General features: G+C 67.3%; 20 protein-coding genes and 1 pseudogene. 13 read left to right on the top strand and 8 right to left on the bottom strand.

Annotated features, from left to right (window positions below; genetic code table 11):
- The 4 genes and pseudogenes from AB0O89_RS14420 to AB0O89_RS14405 all read left to right on the top strand — a co-directional run.
- Positions 1-95, top strand: a pseudogene (locus tag AB0O89_RS14420) (IS5/IS1182 family transposase); the annotation flags it as partial.
- Between the two features lie 9 nt (positions 96-104).
- A complete protein-coding gene (locus tag AB0O89_RS14415) occupies positions 105-1,277 on the top strand; it encodes a type III polyketide synthase (RefSeq protein ID WP_363498956.1) in 1,173 nt (390 codons plus the stop codon).
- Positions 1,264-1,980 carry a methyltransferase domain-containing protein gene (locus AB0O89_RS14410; RefSeq protein ID WP_363498954.1) on the top strand — a complete coding sequence of 239 codons (717 nt, stop codon included), beginning with the start codon at positions 1,264-1,266 and terminating at the stop codon, positions 1,978-1,980. The genes AB0O89_RS14415 and AB0O89_RS14410 overlap by 14 nt, the downstream gene beginning before the upstream one ends.
- A gap of 3 nt (positions 1,981-1,983) precedes the next feature.
- Positions 1,984-3,147, top strand: a complete 1,164-nt coding sequence (locus AB0O89_RS14405; protein ID WP_363498952.1) for an NAD(P)/FAD-dependent oxidoreductase — start codon at positions 1,984-1,986, stop codon at positions 3,145-3,147.
- Here AB0O89_RS14405 and AB0O89_RS14400 read toward each other — a convergent pair.
- A complete protein-coding gene (locus tag AB0O89_RS14400; protein ID WP_363498949.1) occupies positions 3,128-3,991 on the bottom strand; it encodes a UbiA family prenyltransferase in 864 nt (287 codons plus the stop codon). The genes AB0O89_RS14405 and AB0O89_RS14400 overlap by 20 nt on opposite strands.
- A 193-nt stretch (positions 3,992-4,184) precedes the next feature.
- Between AB0O89_RS14400 and AB0O89_RS14395 the strand changes: the two genes are divergently transcribed.
- The 4 genes from AB0O89_RS14395 (at position 4,185) to AB0O89_RS14380 (ending at position 8,168) form a co-directional block, all read left to right on the top strand.
- The gene (locus tag AB0O89_RS14395; protein WP_363498946.1) at positions 4,185-5,435 is read left to right on the top strand and encodes a sensor histidine kinase; all 1,251 of its coding nucleotides are present in this window, start codon (positions 4,185-4,187) and stop codon (positions 5,433-5,435) included.
- Positions 5,432-6,076 carry a response regulator transcription factor gene (locus AB0O89_RS14390; protein ID WP_331791999.1) on the top strand — a complete coding sequence of 215 codons (645 nt, stop codon included), beginning with the start codon at positions 5,432-5,434 and terminating at the stop codon, positions 6,074-6,076. The genes AB0O89_RS14395 and AB0O89_RS14390 overlap by 4 nt, the downstream gene beginning before the upstream one ends.
- A gap of 107 nt (positions 6,077-6,183) precedes the next feature.
- Positions 6,184-7,068: an ATP-binding cassette domain-containing protein gene (locus AB0O89_RS14385; protein WP_363498942.1), complete on the top strand. Its 885-nt coding sequence runs from the start codon at positions 6,184-6,186 to the stop codon at positions 7,066-7,068.
- Positions 7,065-8,168, top strand: coding sequence for an ABC transporter permease (locus AB0O89_RS14380; protein WP_363498939.1), 1,104 nt, complete (start codon positions 7,065-7,067; stop codon positions 8,166-8,168). The genes AB0O89_RS14385 and AB0O89_RS14380 overlap by 4 nt, the downstream gene beginning before the upstream one ends.
- Before the next feature lie 83 nt (positions 8,169-8,251).
- On the opposite strand, the gene AB0O89_RS14375 is transcribed toward AB0O89_RS14380, so the two are convergent.
- Positions 8,252-10,045 carry a glycoside hydrolase family 15 protein gene (locus AB0O89_RS14375; protein ID WP_363498936.1) on the bottom strand — a complete coding sequence of 598 codons (1,794 nt, stop codon included), beginning with the start codon at positions 10,043-10,045 and terminating at the stop codon, positions 8,252-8,254.
- Positions 10,046-10,187: 142 nt separating this feature from the next.
- Between AB0O89_RS14375 and AB0O89_RS14370 the strand changes: the two genes are divergently transcribed.
- Positions 10,188-11,561, top strand: a complete 1,374-nt coding sequence (locus AB0O89_RS14370) for a glucose-6-phosphate dehydrogenase (protein ID WP_363498933.1) — start codon at positions 10,188-10,190, stop codon at positions 11,559-11,561.
- Positions 11,562-11,589: 28 nt separating this feature from the next.
- On the opposite strand, the gene rraA is transcribed toward AB0O89_RS14370, so the two are convergent.
- The gene (gene rraA / locus AB0O89_RS14365; RefSeq protein WP_292707204.1) at positions 11,590-12,057 is read right to left on the bottom strand and encodes a ribonuclease E activity regulator RraA; all 468 of its coding nucleotides are present in this window, start codon (positions 12,055-12,057) and stop codon (positions 11,590-11,592) included.
- 118 nt (positions 12,058-12,175) lie between these two features.
- On the opposite strand from rraA, the gene AB0O89_RS14360 reads away from it, so the two are divergent.
- The 3 genes from AB0O89_RS14360 (at position 12,176) to AB0O89_RS14350 (ending at position 13,658) form a co-directional block, all read left to right on the top strand.
- Positions 12,176-12,511: an LLM class flavin-dependent oxidoreductase gene (locus AB0O89_RS14360; protein WP_363498930.1), complete on the top strand. Its 336-nt coding sequence runs from the start codon at positions 12,176-12,178 to the stop codon at positions 12,509-12,511.
- Entirely contained in the window at positions 12,424-13,002 is a 579-nt protein-coding gene (locus AB0O89_RS14355) for an LLM class flavin-dependent oxidoreductase (protein WP_363498959.1), read from the top strand. Before AB0O89_RS14360 ends, AB0O89_RS14355 begins: the two co-directional genes overlap by 88 nt.
- An 89-nt stretch (positions 13,003-13,091) precedes the next feature.
- Positions 13,092-13,658: a nitroreductase family protein gene (locus AB0O89_RS14350; RefSeq protein WP_300591739.1), complete on the top strand. Its 567-nt coding sequence runs from the start codon at positions 13,092-13,094 to the stop codon at positions 13,656-13,658.
- Between the two features lie 67 nt (positions 13,659-13,725).
- Here the strand turns inward: AB0O89_RS14350 and AB0O89_RS14345 are convergent, their stop codons facing one another.
- The 5 genes from AB0O89_RS14345 to AB0O89_RS14325 form a co-directional block, all read right to left on the bottom strand.
- A complete protein-coding gene (locus AB0O89_RS14345; protein ID WP_363498927.1) occupies positions 13,726-15,939 on the bottom strand; it encodes an AAA family ATPase in 2,214 nt (737 codons plus the stop codon).
- A gap of 273 nt (positions 15,940-16,212) precedes the next feature.
- On the bottom strand, positions 16,213-16,884 hold the full coding sequence (locus AB0O89_RS14340) for a hypothetical protein (RefSeq protein ID WP_363498924.1): 672 nt from the start codon (positions 16,882-16,884) through the stop codon (positions 16,213-16,215).
- 75 nt (positions 16,885-16,959) lie between these two features.
- Entirely contained in the window at positions 16,960-17,937 is a 978-nt protein-coding gene (locus AB0O89_RS14335) for a helix-turn-helix domain-containing protein (protein ID WP_331792009.1), read from the bottom strand.
- A 237-nt stretch (positions 17,938-18,174) separates the two neighbouring features.
- Positions 18,175-19,374 (bottom strand): glycosyltransferase, encoded by a 1,200-nt coding sequence (locus tag AB0O89_RS14330; RefSeq protein WP_363498921.1) that lies wholly within the window; start codon positions 19,372-19,374, stop codon positions 18,175-18,177.
- 2 nt (positions 19,375-19,376) lie between these two features.
- On the bottom strand, positions 19,377-20,531 hold the full coding sequence (locus AB0O89_RS14325) for a glycosyltransferase (RefSeq protein WP_331792047.1): 1,155 nt from the start codon (positions 20,529-20,531) through the stop codon (positions 19,377-19,379).
- A gap of 362 nt (positions 20,532-20,893) precedes the next feature.
- Between AB0O89_RS14325 and AB0O89_RS14320 the strand changes: the two genes are divergently transcribed.
- Positions 20,894-21,568 (top strand): GAP family protein, encoded by a 675-nt coding sequence (locus tag AB0O89_RS14320; protein ID WP_300593497.1) that lies wholly within the window; start codon positions 20,894-20,896, stop codon positions 21,566-21,568.
- Positions 21,569-21,693 lie beyond the last annotated feature (125 nt).

Below are 21,693 nucleotides of genomic sequence, written 5' to 3'. Positions count from 1 at the left end.
CCACTCGCTACGACAAACACGCCATCGTCTACCGCGCCGCGGTCCTCATCCACGCCGCAATCGCGTGGACCAAACAATTATCAGACACGCCCTAGGGTGAGTGCATGAGAGTGCAGCTCATCGGCATTGGGACGGCGGTGCCGGAGTTCGCGCTCTCGCAATCCCAGGTGAGGGACCTGTTCCTCGCTGAGCCGGATATCGCACCCCTGACGGCACGGCTCATCCGCGCCGCCTACGACAACTCGGCGATCGAGCGGCGCCACACCGTCATCGAAGACTTCGCGAGTGGCGGCGGAACCTTCCTCGAGCCGGAGAGCCGTGTCATCCGTAGTCCGGGGACGGGCCCCCGCAACGAGCTCTACGCACGCGAAGCGCCGAAGCTGTCCGAGTCGGCGGCGCGGCGCGCCCTGCACAACGCCGGAGTGCAGCCGAGCGAGATCACCCACGTGGTCACCGCGAGCTGCACCGGCTTCTACGCCCCCGGACCCGAGTACCGACTGGTCCGCGACCTCGGACTCGATCCCACCGTCGAGCGCGAACACATCGGTTTCATGGGATGCGCCGCAGCGATCCCAGCGCTGCGTTCGGCGTGGCGCATCTGCCTCACCGACCCGACGGCAACGGTCTTGGTTTCGTGCACCGAAGTGTGCTCGATCCACATGCGGTCATCGCCCGACCCCGATCAGATCGTCGCCTCTGCTGTTTTCGCCGACGGCGCAGCAGCGGCGGTCGTGACCGCCCGGCCTCCAGAACGCGGCGAACCTCGCGAGCTACCCGCACCGTCCCGGGCGCTGGAACTCACGGGCTTCACGACCGCCCTCACCACCGACGGCGAGCACGACATGGCGTGGATCATCGGCGACCACGGCTTCGAGATGACACTCACCGGCAATGTTCCTCGCATCGTCGGACGCGAGGTCCGCGCAGCGCTCGCGCCGGTGCTCGAGCGCACCGGCGCGATTGATCAGTGGGTGGTGCACCCGGGCGGCCGCAGCATCCTGGACAAGTTCGAGCAGGCAATGGATCTCGATCAATCAGCTCTGCAGCGGTCCCGGGCGATCCTGCGCGACTACGGCAACATGTCCTCCGCCACCGTGCTGTTCATCCTCGCCGATCTTCTCGGCGACCCCACGGTGGTCGAGGGTGAACAGGTGCTTGTCACCGCGTTCGGTCCCGGCCTCGCTGTGGAGAGCGCGACGGCTCGTGTCGCCGCGCGCCGGGCGGACGACGCTGCTGAGGATGTGCGCGTGGGGCAGGCGGCCAGTGCGCGTTCGTGACGAGGCTCTTCGCGAGCTGATGGACGATCCGCACTGCGACGAGCGGATGCTGCTGCGCACGGTCCGCCGGTTCGGTCTGGTCAATCGAGCGGTCTCGGGATGGGACGCGATCTACAGGTCGCGCCTGCACCCCTACCTTCGCGCCCGAGCGAAGGAGCAGCCTGAGGCTCCTGTCCGGATTCTCGACGTGGGGTGCGGCGGCGGAGATGTCACGCTGAGCCTCGCACGACGCGCCCGCGCGGACAGCTTCGCCGTGGAGATCTGTGGAATCGATCCCGACCCTCGGTGCCTCTCGATCGCGACCTCGCGCCCACCCGAGCCTGGAGTGAGCTTCCGCGGCGCCTACGTCGCAGACCTCGTCGACGCCGGCGAGCAGTTCGATGTTGTCGTCTCGAACCACGTCCTGCATCACCTCAGCCGGGATCAGTTGCGCGAGCTCCTCGCCCACACCGACGCCCTGGGCGCCGAGCTCGTGCTGCACAACGACATCGCCCGCAGCTCAGCGGCGTGGGGCCTCTACGCGGTCGGTATCCTTCCGGTCGCTCCCGGCACCTTCCTCCTTACCGACGGGCTCCGCTCGATCCGGCGGTCGTACACCGTCGCCGAGCTCCAGCGGGAGGTCCCGCGGGGATGGACGGTGACGTCGCCGGCCCCTTTCCGTGTTCTCGCCACTCGACAGTCGCGCAGTACCGCCGGGGTGTGATCCATGCATGTCGTGATCATCGGCGCCGGCCCCGTCGGCATGCTGCTCGGCGCCGAGTTCGCCCGGCTGGGCGTGGAACACGTCACGCTCGAAGCACGTGAGACCCCCGGCGCCGGATCCCGAGCCATCGGCATCCATTCGGCCGCGCTAGCGGCGATGTCAGCCTCGGGAGTAACCGATCGCATCCTTTCCGCCTGCCTGCAGGTCCGCGAGGGCGAGGCCCGGATCGGCGGCAGGGCCGTAACCACGATCCGCTTTGACGCGGTGCGCACTGGCTCACTCGCATCCTTCCCGTTCGTCGCGACCCTCCCGCAGGCTGCCACCGAAACAGCGATCGCGGCCGAGGCGGCCGGCCACGGCGCTCCCGCCCCGCAGCGCGGAGTCCAGGTGCTCGACGTGATCGACGAGGGATCGTCGTGTCGGGTGATCACCGACCGCGGCGAGGTGCGCGGCGATGCGGTCGTGATCGCGGCGGGGTCTCGCTCCCGCCACATCAGCAGCCTCACTCGCGAGGGCACGCGCCGCGCGTACCCCGACCGGTACGTCATGGCCGACGTTCCCGATGACACCGATGACGGGCCCCGGGCCATCGTCCACCTGCATCCGGACGGCGTCCTGGAATCATTCCCTCTGCCCGGCGGGCTTCGGCGGTATGTCGCGTGGCACAGCCCCGGCTCCGCAGGTAGCGCACCTGACCCGGCAGCCGACCTGCGTGCGGCAGTCACCCGGCGTGCGGGTTCCTCTGGCGACACGATCACGACGGCATCGACCTTCGGTGTCGGCCGGTTCGTCGCGCGCCGGATGCTGCGCGGTCGGGTTCTCGCGATCGGGGACGCTGCCCACGAGGTGAGCCCCATCGGTGGGCAGGGGCTCAACCTCGGACTCATCGATGCGGCGACGCTCGCCCCGCTGCTCGCGGAGTGGGGCAGAACCGGCGAGCCTCCTGCCGAGCTTGCCGCGTGGGAACGCAGGCGAAGATCCGCCGCGAGGACTGCAGCCCGGATTGCGGCGCTGAACACCGTGGCCGGTCGCGGCCACGGCAGCTTGGGCGCCGCGACGCGGCTCGCCGGCATCCGTCTCGCGCCCGCGCGGCTCCTCGCACACGCCTACGGGATGGGATTCGATCCGGATGCCCGGGCACCCCACTTCAGGCCACGAACGCGGTGACGACCAGCTGAGCAGCAAGGATCAGACCCGCCGCCATCACGAGGCGGAAGACCACACGGTCCGGCTTCCGGAGAGCGCGGAGCAGGCCCGCGACAGCGCACGCCACAACACTCACTGACGCAGCGAGCGCCACGGCGGGGGGCGCCTCGCCGAACGATCCGACCAGCACGACAACGGTCCCCGCGATGACGGCGGCGAACGCGGCTATCGCACTCGGCGTGGCACCGATCCGGTGACCGAGTCCGCGCACACCCGTCGCCTCGTCGTCGGCGAGATCCGGCAGCACGTTGGTCAGGTGAACCGCCACACCCAGCAGCGCACCGGCGGCTCCCTGCCACCACGGAGCCACCGCAGGCAGGGCAGCTGCCAGGGTTGCGAGCGAGGGCAGGATGCCGAAACTCACCGCGAACGGGATCACCGATGCCCATGTGAACTTCAGCCAGGCGTTGTACGCCCACGCCGAGGCCAGAGCGATGCCATGGGCGAGGCAGAACTGCCACCCGATAACGCCGGAGACACCCAGCGCGAGCACGAGCGCGACGCCCGCTGCAGCAGCGACCGCTCTGCGCGAGATCACGCCCGCCGCGATCGGCTTGTCGCGACGCCCGATGGCGATGTCGCGCTGGGCGTCGATGGCGTCGTTGGACCATCCCACAGACAGTTGGCCGAAGAGCACGGCCGCGACGGTCAGTGCGATGCGCTCCACTCCGATGCCTGCGCCGACGGCGAGCAATCCGGCGAGCGTCGTGACGACCACCGTCGGCCCAGGATGCGAGCACGCCAGCAACGCGAGCACCCGGCCCCCGAATCCTGTCGTGACCGGGGAGGTCTGCCGGCTCGCCATGCCCTCACAGTACGCGTCAGCACACCGCGCCCGGCACGCCGAACGCAGGATCAATCCGCACTGCCGACCCCTGGCGACTCGTCTCACCCGTCTGATCCTGCGATCGGGACCGTGGCTGGCCGCTTCCAGCAGGCGCGAGGCCTCCCCCATGAGACGGATGTGACGTGGCATGGGATCGACGTAGCGTGGATGGGTGAGTGATCCGACGCGTGCCACCTCGTGGTGGGTTCCGCTGCGAGGCGATGTCTGGCTAGCAGTGGCACTGTTCGTCACGGCGGTGCTGAGTACGGCCCTCGGCTCGGTCGCCGGGATCTACAGCCAGACCGAGGTCGACCTCCGTTTCGCCCTCCTGTATGCCTTCGGCGTCACAGCACCACTCGCATGGCGGCGCCGCCTACCCAGCACGGTCGCGGTCGCGGTGTCGATCGCGTTCTTCCTCGGCATGATGGCGCGCATCCCGGAGCTCTACGTGGGAAACGTTGCCGTCTTCATCGCCTTCTACACGGTCGGGGCGTGGGTAGACGATCGGCGCCGCGCCTTCATCGTGCGCATGGTGATCATCGTGGGGATGTTCATCTGGCTGCTGGTGACGATGTTCATCGATGCGACAGCCCCCACCGACGAGGGACTGTCGCGCGCAGGGCTTTTCTCGCCCTACGTGGCGTTCATGCTCATCCAGTTCCTCGTGAACGTCGCCTTCTTCGGCGGTGCGTACTATTTCGGCAACCGCACGTTCGAGTCGCGCCGCCAGCGCGAGGTCCTTGCCGAGCGGACCGTCGAGCTCGAACGGGAGCGCGAGACGACCGCCGCGCAAGCCGTCGCCCTCGACCGCGTCCGCATCGCTCGCGAACTGCACGATGTGGTGGCCCACCATGTCTCTGCCATGGGCGTGCAGGCTGCCGCGGCGCGGACGGTGTGGGATGCCGATCCGGATGCCGCGCGGCGCGCCCTCATCGACATCGAGCAGGCAGCGCGTGATGCCCTCGTGGAGTTGCGCCAGTTGCTCGAGACACTTCGCACGCCCGTCGACGACGACCCCAGCGACGCATCGACAGTGGGACTGGACGGACTGCCCGCGCTTGTCGCCCACGCCAACGAAAACGGGCTCCCGACGACTCTGACGATCATCGGTGAGCCGGCGCCAGTAGCGCCCACGGTACAGGTCAACGCCTTCCGAATCACGCAAGAAGCCCTGACCAACGCCCGTCGTCACGGCGGCCCGGATGCCGCGGCCGACGTCCGCGTGCGGTATCTACCCGCGGCGCTCGAGGTCGAGATCGTGAACTCCGGAAGACCCTCACTCTCCTCCCAGAGCGGGCTCGGACTTCTCGGCATGCGCGAGCGGGCAGCCGCGTCCGGCGGCTCGATCGAGATCTCACCGCGCCGCGAGGGTGGATTCCGGGTACGCCTGAGCGTGCCGCGCCTCGAGGGGGTGGGCGCGTGAGTACTCGGGTTCTGCTGGTCGACGATCATGCGCTCATGCGCGCTGGCTTCCGCCTCATCCTCGACAGTGCTCCCGACCTGGAGGTCGTCGGTGAGGCTGCGAGCGGCGAAGCGGCAGTGCGGGCGGCATCCGATCTCAGACCCGATGTCATTTGTATGGACGTGCAGATGCCCGGAGTGGGAGGGCTCGCCGCGACGCGCCAGATCGTCGCCGACCCCGGGCTCGAGTGCGCCGTCGTGATCGTCACCACCTTCGATCGGGATGACTACCTCTTCGAGGCCCTCGAGGCTGGGGCGAGCGGCTTTTTGCTGAAGAACGCAGCGCCCGAGGATCTGCAGTCTGCCGTGCGGGTAGCTGCGGCCGGCGACGCGCTGCTGGCCCCCGAGGTGACTCGCCGCGTCATCGCACGGTTCGCGGCTGCACCGCCGACGCCGACACCACCGGCAGCGGCCGACCTCACCGAGCGCGAGTCGGAGGTTCTGCGTCTGATGGCGCAGGCGATGAGCAACGCTGAGATCGCGGCGCACCTGATCATCGGCGAGGCAACGGTGAAGACCCACGTCTCCAACGTGTTGCTCAAACTCGGCGTCCGCGACCGCGTCGCCGCTGTCGTCTATGCATACCGTCACGGGCTGGCCTGACCCGGGAACCCGCCTCCCCCGCGCGAGGGAGGACATGACCCGCCTCGAGGCGGATGCGCGGCGAGGCGCGGCTTCCTAGCCTGGAGGTACCGAGTGAGAGGAGCAACATGCTCGAGTTGTCGCACGTGACCAAGAGTTATGGCGCACACCGTGTTCTGAACGATCTGTCGTTCACTGTCAGGCCCGGCCGGTTGACCGGCTTCGTCGGAGGGAACGGTGCGGGAAAGACCACGACGATGCGCATCATCCTCGGGGTGCTTGCCAAGGATGACGGGTCGGTCACCATCAATGGTGCCGCGCTGACCTCGGCGGACAGGCGCCGCTTCGGCTACATGCCCGAAGAACGCGGGCTCTACCCGAAGATGAAGGTCGGCGAGCACATCACCTATCTCGCCCGGCTGCACGGGTTCGACAAGGGCGAGGCGGAGGCGAGGTCTATCGCCCTCCTCGAGCAGCTCGGGCTCGGGGAGCGCCTGAACGACACCGTCGAGAAACTCTCACTCGGTAACCAGCAGCGGGCGCAGATCGCCGCTGCGCTGGTGCACGAGCCCGACGTGCTCATCCTCGATGAGCCCTTCTCGGGGCTCGATCCCCTCGCTGTCGACGTGGTCGCAGACGTCTTGCACCGCCGCGCGGCTGCCGGCGTCTCCGTCCTGTTCTCATCCCACCAGCTCGACGTCGTCGAGCGCCTCTGCGATGACATCGTCATCATCGCCGGCGGAGAGATCCGCGCCGCCGGCAGCAGCGAGCACCTGCGCCAGCAGCACTCGGGACACCGCTACGAACTGCGCACTGCCGGCGACCTCGGCTGGCTGCGCGAGGAACCTGGTATCACGGTGGTCGAGTTCGACGGCGGAAACGCCCTTTTCGATGCGGCCGAGGACGCCGCCGCCCAGCGCGTCCTGCAGCGCGCAGCCAGCGAGTCGAGCATCGATCGCTTCACCCCTGTTCGCCCGACGCTCGCGCAGATCTTCAAGGAGGTCATCCAGTGACTACCGCCGCTCCGACATCCACGCCCCGCGGCTTCCAGAACGTCTGGCTGGTTGCCGAACGCGAAGTGGGCTCCAAACTGCGCAGCCGCGCCTTCGTGATCTCGACGGTCATCACCCTGCTGATCGCGCTCGCCGCGGTTATCTGGGGCGGGTTCTCTGCCGGCAACCCGTCTGCGACGCAGGTCGCGGTCACCTCATCGACGGCAGCTGCGGTGCAGAAGGTCCCCGGCGTCGAGGTGACGCAGGTCGCCGACCGGGATGCCGCGGAAGCACTCGTCCGCAGCGGTGAGGTCAGCGCCGCGGTTGTCGATGACGCATCCTCGCCCACCGGTGTGGTCGTCATCGCCGAGGACTCGCCACCGACGTCGCTGCTCATGGGGCTGTCGGAGTCTCCGTCAGTCGTACTGCTCGACCCGGCGACCGTCGACTTCGCGCTGCGCTACTTCGTCTCGATCGGGTTCGGAATCGTCTTCCTTCTGGCGGCATCCCTCTTCGGCGGAACCATCGCCCAGAGCGTCGTCGAGGAGAAGCAGACCCGCGTCGTCGAGTTGCTCCTGTCGGCAATGCCGGCACGAACGCTCCTGGCGGGCAAGATCATCGGGAACACGATCTTGGCGATGGCCCAGATCCTGCTCCTCGCCACGATCGCCGTGGTAGGACTGATCGTCACCGGGCAAAGCGAGGTGCTCCAGGGCCTCGGCGCCCCGATCGCCTGGTTCGCGATCTTCTTCCTCTTCGGGTTCGTGCTGCTGGCGTCGCTGTTCGCGGCGGCGGGTTCGCTCGTCTCGCGCATGGAGGACATCGGCTCAACGACCGCGCCGCTGACGATGCTCATCATGGCGCCGTACTTCCTGGTGATTTTCGCAGGCGACAACCCTGTCGTGCTCACCGTGATGTCGTACGTGCCGTTCTCGGCGCCGGTCGGGATGCCGCTTCGGCTGTACCTCGGAGAGGCGCAGTGGTGGGAGCCGATCCTGTCCCTCGTCATCCTCATCGCCACCTGTGTCGCTGCGATCGTGCTGGCGGCAAAGATCTACGAACGCTCGATCCTGCGCATGGGCGCACGCGTCTCATGGCGCGAGGCACTCAAGACCCCGTGATCGGAATGCCCCGGCTATCCCGCGTCGGTCCCGTCTCCGCCGCGGAGCGCGGGACCGTCGCCGGGGATCACGACTGTTGCGCGCTATTCCCGGTCGGCGGCGCGGCCGTGGTGTCCAGCCAGCGCGTCGGCGGCCCGGACGAGGGCAAGGTGCGAGAGAGCTTGAGGCGTGTTCCCCGCCTGACGGCCGCCCTCGACGTCGTACTCCTCTGAGAGCAAGCCGACGTCGTTGGCGAAGCCGCAGAGACGGGTCATGAGCGCCATCGCGTCATCCACACGACCGCTGTTCGCATACTGCTCCACGAGCCAGAACGAGCAGGCGAGGAACGGATGCTCGGTGCCCGCGAGACCGTCCACCCCGCTCTCGGTGCGATAGCGGTGCAGGAGTCCGTCCACCATGAGCGTGCGTTCCATCTCGGCGACGGTGCCCAGCATCCGCGGGTCATCGTGCGCGACGAACCCCACCTGCGCAAGCAACAGCAGTGAGGCATCCACTTCGGTCGACCCGTAGTGCTGCACGAAGTGGCCGCGCTCGGCGTCGAAACCGTGCGCGTCGATCTCCGCCCGCACCTGGTCACGCAGCTTCTCCCACTTCTGCGCGTCGCCGGGAAGACCATAGTCGCGCACCGCCCGCGCACCGCGGTCGAACGCAGCCCAGATCATCGCTCGAGAGTGCGTGAATTTCTGCGGCTCGCCACGAATCTCCCAGATGCCGTTGTCAGGCTTGTCGAAGTGGCGCTCGACGAACGCGAGCATCGCCCGCTGCAGTGCCCACGAGAAGTCGGTCTCTTCGACCCCAGCCACACGGGCCGCCTCAAGGGCCACCATCACTTCGCCGATGACATCGCCCTGGTACTGGTCGGAGGCACCGTTTCCGATCCGCACCGGCGCCGACCCCTCATATCCGGGCAGCGACGCGAGTTCGCGCTCGACCAGATCGCGCTCTCCCGCAAGCCCGTACATGATCTGCAGATCCTTGGGGTCGCCCGCGATAGCGCGCAGCAGCCACTGCCGCCAGCGCGCCGTCACACGCAGGAAGCCGTGGGAGATGAGCGCCTCGATCGTCAGCGCGGCATCGCGCAGCCACACGTAGCGGTAGTCCCAGTTGCGCACTCCACCGAAGTCTTCGGGAAGGGAGGTGGTAGCCGCCGCGACGATACCGCCGGTGTCTTCGTGCGTCAGTGCGCGAAGCACCATGAGCGAGCGCACGACCTCATCTTCGAACGGGCCATCGTGGTCGACACGTCCCGCCCACTCGCGCCACCAGTGCAGCGTGTGGGTGAGCATTCGATCGACATCAGCGGGGTCCGGTGCCTCCCGGTGAGACGGGAACGAGGTCAGGGTCAGATCCACCCCGCTGCGCGCTTCGACCGTGAACGATCCGCGGTGCACATGGTCGTCGGGGTTCATCTCGACACCACGCACCAGTACGGCATCCGGCCCCGCAATGGCCAGCAGTGCCGGTGCGACGTGGCTGCCCACCTGCCGCACCCACGGGAGCGCGCGAGCGTAGTCGAAGCGCATCCGCAACTCCGTCGTGAAGTCGACGTGTCCCGAGACCCCTTCGACGCGCCGCACGAGCTCCACGCGGCCGCCGTCGATCGGCATGAACTCGCGCACCTCGGCAACGCCCGTCGAGGTCTCCCAACGCGTGACAAGCACGAACGTGTCGTCTTCGTAGTACCGCGTCACCGCGGCGTCGGGGTCGGCAGCGCGGATCGTCCAGTGCCCGTGCTTCTGTTCGCCCAGCAGCGCACCGAAGATCGACGGCGAGTCGTATCTCGGGAGGCACAGCCAGTCGATGCTGCCCTCGCGGGAGACGAGCGCTGCCGTACGGCAATTGCTCAAGATTGCATAGTCCTCGATTGGCGCAGCCATGCCCCGATTGTGTCAGCCCTCGGCAGGGTTGGCGGCAGATCCGCCGCGCACGCGGCATCCGAGGTGGTGTCGGTTACCTCTCGTCCCCGTGACTTCCCGACGAATCTGCCTGCCGGACACACAGCGTCGATAAGGTGGCGACATGGCCGACCAGACGACGACGCTCATGATTCTCGGCGCATCAGGGGACCTCACCTCCCGGTTGCTGCTTCCTGCTCTCGGCCAGTTGCTGTCGCGGCAGCCCGGTCGCCAGGTGCGCCTACGCGGTGCGGGGATGGATGACTGGACCGACGAACACTGGCGCGAGACCGTCCGCACCGCCTTCGCGTCGATGGATGCCGAGGACGCGTTCGAGAAGGTCGCCGATACGACCTACACGAAGGCCGACATCACGGCACCCGACGATCTGACCTCGCTGCTCTCCGAGACGCAGGGCCGGATCGCCCTGTACTTCGCGGTCCCGCCGGCCATCGCCGCAAAGGCCTGCGAGTCACTGTCGTCGGTCGACCTTCCCGAAGGACTCATCCTGGCGCTGGAGAAGCCGTTCGGAACGGATGCCGAGAGTGCCCACGCGCTCAACGAGAAGCTCGCGGCGCTCGTCCCGGAGGGCCAGGTGTTCCGCGTCGATCACTTCCTCGGCCGCTCGATGTCGCTGAACATCATCGGCGCCCGCTTTGCCAATCGCGTCCTCGAGCCGATCTGGTCGGCTGAACACATCGAGTCGATCGACATCACCTACGACGAGAAGCTCGGGCTCGAGGGACGGGCCGGCTACTACGACAAAGCCGGGGCACTGCGCGACATGATCCAGAGCCACCTCCTGCAGCTGATGGCGCTCGTGACGATGGAGCCGCCAGCAACGCTCGGTGAGCAGGACCTCCGAGGCGCGACGACGTCGGCTCTGCTGGCCACCCGCATCTGGGACGACGACCCGGTAGCTTCCTCGCGCCGCGGGCGATACACGGCCGGAACGATCGACGGCCGTGAGCTGCCGAACTACGTCGACGAGCCGGGGGTGGATCCCGACCGTGAGACCGAGACCCTCGCCGAGGTCGTGCTCGAGGTGCGCAACAACCGCTGGGCGGGTGTTCCCATCACGATGCGCTCGGGCAAGGCGGTCGGCGATCCGGTCAAGGAGATCCTCATCCGGTTCCGCCCGGTTCGGCACCTGCCCGACGGATTCACCGGCGCGACCCACGGTTCGCGCCTGCGGTTCACCCTGGGCCCCGACCGGATGTCGCTCGGTTTGAATGTCAACGGCGCCGACGACCCCTTCGCGCTCACCTGGGCAAAGCTCAGCGCCGACCTCGGTGAGGGTGCGCTCCTGGCGTACGCCGAAGTACTCTCCGAGATCCTCGACGGCGACCCGACCCTGTCGGTGCGCGGTGATGCTGCCGAGCAGTGCTGGCGCATCGTGCAGCCCGTGCTGGATGCCTGGAAAGCCGACGAGGTTCCCCTTCAGGACTACCCGGCGGGATCGCATGGACCCGCCGACTGGCCCGACCGCGACTACTGAGCCGGACCGTCTGCCTCGAGGACGGGGATCAGCGCTCCACGACCACCCCGTCGGCATCCGCCCAGACGTGCCTGCCCGGAGTGAACACGACGCCGCCGATCGTCACGGGGACGTCCAGGTCGCCGACGCCGTCCTTGGCGCTCTTGCGCGGGTTCGAACCGAGAGCCTTGACCCCGAGGTCGAGTCGCCCGATCGCTTCGCGGTCGCGAATCGCGCCGTACACGAGGATGCCTGACCAACCGTTCTCGACCGCGGATCCCGCGATGAGATCTCCGACCAGCGCCGAATCGAGCGAGCCACCCCCGTCGATCACGAGCACGCCACCGCGTCCCGGAGTTGCCAGGGTCGCCTTCACCAGGGCGTTGTCGCGAAAGCAGCGCACCGTACGGATCGAGCCGTCGAAGGCGATCCGACCACCGATATCCTGCAGCTGGATGCCGAGCGAATCAAGCTCGTCGCCGCGTTCGTCGAACAGGTCAGCGGTCGCTATCGTCATGGTCTGACGCTATCCGTACGCACAGCGGCGCTCGGGTTTTGATCACCGGAAGATCCCGCGGACTTCCGACTCGCGCAAGTGCCGCCCGGTCACGACCGGTTCGGACAATACTCGAAGGATGACGACCCACCCCGCAGAGCATCGTCCCGTGCGCGTCGGCGTGCAGCTCGCACCCCAGCACGCCTCCTACTCCCAGATCCGCGACGCCATCTGCCGAGCCGAGGATCTGGGCGTGGACGCAATCTTCAACTGGGATCACTTCTTCCCGCTCACTGCGCCGCTCGAGGCTGAGCACTACGAGGCGTGGACGATGCTCGCCTCCATCGCCGAACTCACCGAGCGGGTGGAGTTCGGCCCGCTCGTCAACTGCAGTTCGTACCGCAACCCCGACCTGCAGGCCGACATGGCCCGCACCGTCGACCACATCAGCGCAAAGGCGGGACGGGTCGGCTGATCTTCGGCACGGGCTCGGGCTGGGCCGAGAAGGACTACCTCGAGTACGGCTACGAGTTCGGCACCGTCGGATCACGCCTGAACGATCTGCGCGACGACCTCGGGCGTATCCGTCGCCGATGGGAGCTGCTGGATCCGGCGCCGACGCGAGACATTCCGATCCTCATCGGCGGGCAGGGCGAGCAGAAGACGCTCCGGCTCGTGGCCGAGCACGCCGCTATCTGGCACACGTTCACGCCGATTGAGAAGATCCCCCACAAGCTCGACGTGCTTCACGACTGGTGCGCGCGCGTCGGCCGGGATCCCGCCGACATCGAGATCGCGACGGGTTTCACTCCGCGCGGGTTCGGGCCGCTGCTGGAACAGGATGCCCTGGAGCGGCTGCATCCGCTCGGGGTGCGCTTCATCATCCCCTCGATCGACGGGCCGGACTACGACCTCTCCCCCGTGAAGCCGCTGCTGGAGTGGCGAGACCGGATGAACGGAGCCTGACGCGGCGCGGGGAATACCAAGCGAAATTGGGTGTTGACCGAAGAGGACGACGGGGTCCGTTCCGATAATCCTCAACACCGGGAGAAGTCATGACCACCATCGCCCCGTCCAATGCCCTGCTCGACGTCCTCGCGAACCGCCGCAGCACTCGGGTCTTCGATGCCGAGCGCCCGATTGACGAGTCAGCACTGTCGGCAGCTCTCGAAGCTGCGCGCTGGGCGCCGTCGGCAGCAAACACTCAGCCGTGGCGACTGATCGTCGCACGGCGCGGCACCGACGCGTTCTCGCAGATCTCGAATGCGCTCACCGGTTTCAACCAGGTCTGGGCTGTCAATGCGGGAGCACTCGTGGTCTTTCTTGCCGACACCGAGCATGACGGCGTGGAGTTGCCGTGGGCCGAGTATGACGCGGGCCAGGCCGCTGCGCACTTCACCGTGCAGGCACACGCCGACGGCCTGATGACTCACCAGATGGGAGGGTTCGACCGCGACGCCATCGCTGCCGCGTTCTCGCTCCCCGAGACGATTCGCCCGCTCACGGTCATGGCCGTCGGGAACCTGGGCGATCTTGACGCGGCAGACGAGGCAGTCCGCGAACGCGAGGCAGCGCCCCGTACCCGCCGGCCGCTGTCGGAGACTGTCCTGGTCGACGCCTGATTTCGTCCGAGACAGACGCGGGGCTCGAGGTCATCAGTTGACCTCGAGCCCCGCGGTGTTTCTGGGTTCAGTCGTCCATCAGTTCGGCTTCGATGATGTCGTCATCCTCGCCCGGACGCGGCGCCGGGGCGACTGCCGGCCCGTCACTGGTCAAGACCAACGAGTCCCCGTCGACCGCGACATCCACCCGAACGAGGTCTCCATCGCGGACCCCGCCGGACAGCAGTGCCATCGCCAGGCGATCCTGGATCTCGGACTGGATGAGACGCCGCAGCGGACGAGCACCGAACACCGGATCGTAGCCCCGCTCGGCGAGCCACCCTCGCGCGTCCGGGGTGACCGCGAGGGTGAGTCGACGCTCCTGAAGGCGCTGCTGCAGTCGGTCGACCGTGAGTTCGACGATCTGGGCCAGGTCATCCTGCGAGAGCGCCTGGAAGATGACGATGTCATCGAGCCGGTTGATGAACTCGGGCTTGAACGCCTGGCGCACCAGAGCCAGCACCTGTGACCGCTTCTGCTCCAGCGGCATCGTCGGGTCGATGAGAATCGGCGATCCGAGGTTGGAGGTCAGAATCAGGATGACGTTCGTGAAGTCGACGGTGCGCCCCTGACCATCGGTGAGACGTCCGTCATCCATCACCTGCAGCAGGATGTCGAACACCTCGGGGTGGGCCTTCTCGACCTCGTCGAGCAGCACGACGCTGTACGGACGGCGCCGCACGGCCTCCGTCAGCTGGCCGCCCTGTTCGTACCCGACGTATCCGGGAGGGGCACCGACCAGGCGTGAGACCGAGTGCTTCTCGCCGTATTCCGACATGTCGATGCGCACCATGGCGTGCTCATCGTCGAAGAGGAATGCGGCGAGCGCCTTCGCGAGCTCCGTCTTGCCGACACCCGTGGGGCCGAGGAACAGGAACGAGCCGGTCGGACGGTTAGGGTCGCTGATCCCGGCGCGCGATCGGCGCACGGCATCCGCGACAGCCTTCACCGCCTCCTTCTGCCCGATCAGGCGCTTGCCGAGCTCGGCCTCGAGATGCACGAGCTTCTCACTCTCGCCCTGCAACAGACGCCCTACCGGAATACCGGTCCATCCGGCGATGACAGCCGCGATGTCCTCCTCGGTGACCTGCTCATTCACCATTCGGTCTTCGCTGGGTTCCATGCTCTCGGCCTCGATGATCCCGCGCTCGAGCGCCGGGATCTCGGCATAGAGCAGACGCGACGCACGCTCGAGGTCGCCCTCGCGTTGGGCGCGCTCTGCCTCGATGCGCGCCGCATCCAATCGGGTCTTCAGCTCACCGACACGGTTGAGGATCGATCGCTCGGTCTCCCACTTGGCCTGCAGCTCCGAGAGCTTGTCCTGCTCACGTTTCAGGTCCGCGCGCAGTTTCTCGAGGCGCTCCTGGGATGCCGCATCCTTCTCCTTCTTGAGAGCGAGCTCCTCGAGCTTGAGGCGGTCGACGTGGCGGCGCAGCTCGTCGATCTCCAGAGGCGCCGAGTCGATCTCCATCCGCAGCCGGGATGCCGCTTCGTCGATGAGGTCGATGGCCTTGTCGGGCAGCTGCCTGCTCGGGATGTAGCGGTGCGACAGGGCCGCAGCCGCGATCAGCGCGCTATCCGAGATCGCGACCTTGTGGTGTGCCTCGTACCGCTCCTTGAGCCCGCGGAGGATGGCGACGGTGTCTTCGACGTTGGGCTCGCCGACGTAGACCTGCTGAAAGCGGCGCTCGAGCGCGGCATCCTTCTCGATGAACTCGCGATACTCGTTGAGTGTCGTGGCACCGATCATGTGAAGTTCACCGCGGGCGAGCATCGGCTTGAGCATGTTGGATGCCGCGACCGAACCTTCGCCGCCTCCCGCGCCCATGAGGACGTGGAGTTCGTCGATGAAGGTGATGATCTGACCCTCGGAGTCGGTGATCTCCTTGAGCACCTTCTTGAGCCGGTCCTCGAACTGCCCGCGATACATGGCGCCGGCGACCAACGCCGAGATGTCGAGGGCGATGAGCTCCTTGCCGCGAAGACTTTCGGCCACATCCCCGGCGACGATGCGCTGAGCCAGCCCCTCGACGACGGCGGTCTTGCCGACGCCCGGTTCGCCGATGAGGACGGGGTTGTTCTTGGTGCGGCGGGTCAGCACCTGGCTGATCCGGCGGATCTCGGCATCCCGCCCGATGACAGGGTCGAGTTTGCCCTGGCGGGCCCGATCGGTGAGGTTGATGCCGAACTGTTCGAGCGCAGTCTGCTGCTCGTCCTGGTCAGCCATCGGTGTGGTCTGCATGATGCCTCCTGTGCGGCGACGTGGGTGGCGGTCCGACCGCCGAAATCTGTGTGGGCTCAAACTTGAGCCGTTCTGACTCAAGTTTATCACCGCCCGGTCGATTCGGGAAGGGCTTCGCCTGCGGGCGGGAGCTCGGGATGGCCGGGTTCGCCTGCGGAGCCCTCCATCACGGGTGCGCTCCGGTACCGCCGCGGTCGCCCTACCGCCGGCTTCCGCTGCACCGCGTCATGCCGATGACGGCGGCCGCCACTCAGGGGCGGCAACGGTCAGTGCTCAGTTGCCGAGACTGGGGTAGATCGTTCGGAGGTGATTGAGCACATCCCCGGTGATCTCGGTCTGCGAGCTCGTTGTACCCGAACCGGTGACCGTCACCCAGAGCGGCGACGCAAAAGCGTAGACGGTCGTGACCATACCGAGGGCGTCGTCGCGCTCCCACGTGTACGCCGGCGCGGTACCGATCAGCGTGCCCGTGAAGACGCTGGAGCCGAGGGCAGTGGTGAGAGTATCTCGGGATGCCTGCGGCAGCGCAGCGACGACGACGGTGAAGGCGCCGTCGCTCTGCGGAATACCCCAGATACACCCGATCTGCTGTGTCGCCTCGCTCAGCGCGTTCTCGGCGATCGGGCCCGCCATGATGCCGGCGAACTCCCCCGGTCCGAGCTCGGCGATGAACTGCGCATCAGCACCAAACTGCGCCTGTGCGACGGCGAGATCGAGCAGATCGGTGCACACGAGAGCGTCGAGATCGATCTCGTCCACGGGCCGGTCGGTCACCGGTGGCCCGTCGGAGGTGGCATCCGGGGACGGCGCGGTCGAGACGGATGCCGAAGGCGTCGGGTCGGTCTCACTCGCGGGGGCGCACCCGACCAGAGCAACGCTCAGCGCGGCAACGCCAGCCCATACCGACATCCGCGATGCTGCCACGTGTCCCCCACCCCTCGACATGGCCAGAGTGTATCGGAGGCACAGCGACCCATCCGGCCTCGTTGCCCGATCGTTGCCCCGCCCACGAGGACGGCCTCAGCCCGTCGGTGCGAGATCCCGTGAACCCGAGGGGAAGCGAGCGCGATACGCAGTGGGCGTGATGCCGAGGACTCGCGCGAAGTTCTGCCGCAGCACCGCAGCGGAACCGAACCCGCTCTCCCACGCGATGCGGTCGAGTCCCAGGTCGGTGCGCTCGAGCAGCCGCTGCGCGTGGATGATGCGCTGGCGGGCAAGCCACGCCGCCGGCGTCGCGCCGAGATCCGCCTTGAAGCGTCGCGCAAACGTCCGTGGCGACATGTGCGCCCGCGCAGCGAGCTGCTCCACGGAGAGATCGGAACGCAGGTTCGCGAGCATCCAGTCCGTGACAGGGGCCAAGGAATGGGATGCCGCGACAGGCAAGGGCTTGTCGATGAACTGAGCCTGTCCACCATCGCGCTGCGGGGCGACGACCATCCTGCGCGCGATGCGGTTGGTCGCCTCCGCGCCGAGCTCCTGTCGGAGCAGGTGAAGGCAGGCATCCAGCCCCGCAGCCGTCCCGGCACTCGTGATGATGCGACCGTCCTGCACGTACAGAACATCGGGGTCGACCTCGATCTGCGGATACATCTGCGCCATGGTGTCGGAATACATCCAGTGGGTGGTCGCGCGTCGACCGTCGAGAACTCCCGCCGCCGCGAGCACGAACGAGCCACTGCACACGCTCATGAGCCATGCTCCGCGCTCCGCTGCGCGCCGAACAACGGCCGACACGCGAGTGTCAGCCTCCTGCCATCTGTCGCGCGGTACCGGTGTCACGATCACGAGGTCGGCGGTCTGTGCGAACTCCAGGCCTTCGTCGACCGTGATGGAGAAGCCGAGGTTGCTCGGCACGAGGCCCGGTTCGGCCGCCACGATGCGGAAGTCGAACCCTCGGATCCCGTCGGCGGAGCGGTCGAGACCGAACGCCTCGCACGCCAGGCCGAACTCGAAGGGCGCGAACCCTGGCTGAACGATCGTTGCAACGGTGCGGATCATGATGACTCGACTCTCGACAGTCCACTCTGCGGTGGCATGAATCCTTCGAAGTATGGTCATTCCGCCACTCGTGGCCGGAATGAGTTGATCATAGCGTTTCTGACATGATGACTCTGCTTCTCGTGTCAGCCCTTGCCGTATGGGGCTTGCTCGCAACGATTCGCGCCGTCCGCACCGACGGCTTTCGCCGCCAGCCGACCGACACCCGCCGCGTACCGTGACGGCGACGGCGACGGTTCACCGCTCGGCGTGCCGGACCTTCGCTGCCTCGTACACCTCGAGCATGGCCGCGGTCCGCGACGACTGGCGGAATCTCTCGGCGATCGACGGGTCGGGCACGGGTGCTGCGCCGCTGCGGATATCAGCGACGGCGGTTCGCAAGACATCAGCAAGGCTCTCGGTCGCGCCATCCGGAACCGCCCACACCCCCGACCCGAGCTCTGCCACGAGGTCTGGATCGCAAACGATCGACGGGGTTCCCAGCGTCGCAGCCTCGAAGATCGTCATGCCCTGCGTCTCAAACCCAATGGACGTCTGGACGAGCGCGTCGGCCGACCGGATGCGTCGCAGCGTTTCGCGGTACGGCAACGACCCGAGGAAGAACACCGACGCACGGGCACGCTCGGCCACCCGCTGAGCGGCAGCCCGTTGCGCGCCGTTGCCGATCACTTCGATGTCGGCCTCGATCCCCGACGCAACCACTGCCTCCAGGAACGGAATCAGACGCTTCTCGGGACTCATCCGTCCCACCCACACCAGGCGCGGAGGCCGGGACTCGGCATGCCCGCGCGGGGATGAGAGGGCCAGGGCCAGCTCGTCGTCGTCGATGCCGTTCCACACGACATCGACATGGGGAGCGACGCGATGGGCCTCGAGGCGGCGCGCGAAGTGGGCCGAGGGCGCCGTGACGGCATCGGCCGACGATGCCAGCATCCGCAGGTACGCCCAACCGTCGGCGCCCGTATCGGCAGGTTCCGACAGCGCCCGGCGACCCCAGCGGTTGAGAACCCGCAACACGAGGCCGGGGAACGGGGCGACGGCGCGGATGCCGACATCGACGCGGTTGTGGAACGTGAACACGACGGGGAGACCGTGGCGTCGGGCAAAGCGGATGCCGAGAAATGCCCCCCAGAAGTCACCCTGCACGTGCACGATGTCCACCGGAGGCCGCCCTGCCATCACCGCATCAACCGCACGATCGGCGCGCGCATTCGGCCACGTCATCGCGTACTCGCGATCGAGCGTCACCGGGATGGACGGCAGATCGGCGTAGCCCGGATCGTCAGCGCGCAACCCTGAACGCGGTCCGTGCCTGCGGGGAGCGACGATCGTGACGGTGTGGCCGGCCTTCTCGAGGAATCGGCGCTGTAGTCGCATCGACACCTGTGCGCCGCCGAGCGTTTCGGCGTGCTGGTCGCCGAACATCACGACGTGCATCCTTACTCCGGAACGGGTTCGCCGCGATAAAGCGCTTCGAAGGTGTCGAGAGTGCGGTTGATGTCATGGATAGCGACGGCGTCGAGGGAGGCCTGTTGCATCCGGCGACGCTCGCCGGGTTCCGCGGTGAGCACATCCGTGAGCCGTGCCGCAAGCTCATCGGCATCGCCCGGGGTGAAGAGGTATCCGTTCTCGCCGTCCTGGACGAGGTGCGGCAGCGCCACGGCGTTGGCCGCGACGATCGGTAGACCCGAGGCCATGGCCTCCATGGTGGCAATCGACTGGAGTTCGGCGATCGAGGCGATGGCGAAGACTGTCGCCCGCGAGTACAGCGCCCGCAGCTCCTCCTCAGAGGTGTGACCGCGGAACGTCACGCGATCCGCGAGACCGAGATCACTGGCGAGCGCTTCGAGGCTCTTGCGCTGGTCACCGCCACCGACGATGTCGAGCGTCACCCCGAGGGCGGGATCGAGCTTTGTCATGGCTCTCAGCAGGACATCGATCTGCTTCTCGTTGGTGAGTCGACCGACGAACAGCACGCGCTTGTCGGGGCGAGCGGTGAAGTCGGGCGTGTAGTTGTTCATGTCGATGCCGCAGGAGATGGGGATGACCCCCGTGATTCCCGTTGCCCGCTCAAGGTAGTCGGCGGCGCGGCGCGTGGGAGTCGTGATCACGCGGGTGAGTTGGAACGTGCGGTTCGCATCGGCCCACGCCCACCGGATGATCGTGTCATTCCACGACTTCGGCATCGCCGAGTAGTCGAGGATGTTCTCGGGCATGACGTGGTTGGTCGCGACGACGGGGATCCCTCGCTGGCACGCGATCCGGGTGAGCGCCCGACCGATCACGATGTGCGACTGAATGTGGACGACATCCGGCTTTACCTCGTCCAGCACGATGCGGGAGTAGTGCTTGGCACGCCACGGCCACACGAATCGCAGCCAGTCGTGCGGGTACCACCGGTAGGAGTGGATGCGGTGAACGGTCATCTCCTGACCCTCGATCACCTCACGGAAGACGCCATGCTGCGCCCAGGTCTTGCTCGGTGCCATGACGTGAACGTCGTGCCCGCGGGCGACGAGGCCGGCAGCGAGCCGCTCCGCGAATCGCGCGGCACCGTTGACGTCAGGAAAGAAGGTATCGGCACCGATGAGCACGGTGAGGCGGCCGTCGCCACCGGTATGGTCGCCGGTCGGCGAGCCGTCGGACGCGTCGAGGGAAGTCACAGAGGGGCTGCCTTTGCTGAACGGCGGTCGCACCGCGGGATGCGGCGTCACAACTGTACCTGAGCGACCCGAACGGTCCCGGGAGGCGCTCCACCGAGCCGGACCGATCCGACGGCCGAGATCAGCGTCAGGAATGAGTCGATGACACCCATGAGCGAGGGGGATCGGGCTGCCGCGGATTTCTGGGCCGCAGGCGCTTCACCGCGGGCGGGTGCGGCCTTATGGTGATCCCGGACGATTCACTCACCACGGCGCATGACGGATGCGTCGACAGCCGGTTCCGGGAGAAAAGCATGGGAGACGCGATCGGAGCGGTACTTCCGCTCGCGGTGGGCATCGCCATCAGCCCGATCCCGATCATCGCCGCCATCCTCCTGCTGGTTTCCCCGAAGGCTCGTACGGCCGGCGCCGGGTTCGCCCTCGGATGGATTGTCGGCATCCTGACCGTCGTCGTGCTCTTTTTGGTCTTCGCGGCGGTGATCCCCTCACCGACCGTCGGTGGAACTCGCCCCGTGCCGGGAACCATTCACCTGGTTGTGGGCATCGTGCTGATCGGTCTGTCGGTTCGCCAATTCCGCTCGGCTGCCCGGACGCGCAATGGAGACAGAGAACTCCCGGCCTGGATGCGCGCCATCGACAGTCTCGGGTTCTGGGACGCGGTGGGGCTGGGCGTCCTGCTGGCCGCGGTGAATCCGAAGAATCTCCTGCTCGGCGCTGCAGCAGGAGTCGCACTCGGCTCATCCGGGGTTCGCGTGAGCGATGCAGCCGTCGCCATCCCGGTGTACGTCCTCGTTGCAGCATCGACGATCCTGGTCCCGATCATCGGCGTCCTCGTCGCGGGTGATCGGGCACACCAGCCCCTCGACGCGCTGCGGGCGTGGCTCGAACGAGAGCACACCGTAATCATGGGCTTCGTCCTGCTGATCCTCGGTGTCGTCGTGCTATCAAAGGGCATCACCTACTTCTGACCTGTTCCTCCTCATTCCTCACACCCACCCGAAAGGAATCTCAATTGGCTTGTCAAGCGGCGATGGGCGTGGTGGGTGGTGATTCCTGATGGAAGGTTGTGCCGTCGCGCAGGAGTGCCCAGATC

The organism is Microbacterium sp. NPDC076895 (assembly GCF_040687115.1).
GTDB lineage: Bacteria > Actinomycetota > Actinomycetes > Actinomycetales > Microbacteriaceae > Microbacterium.
This window is presented reverse-complemented; position numbering and strand designations above follow the sequence as displayed.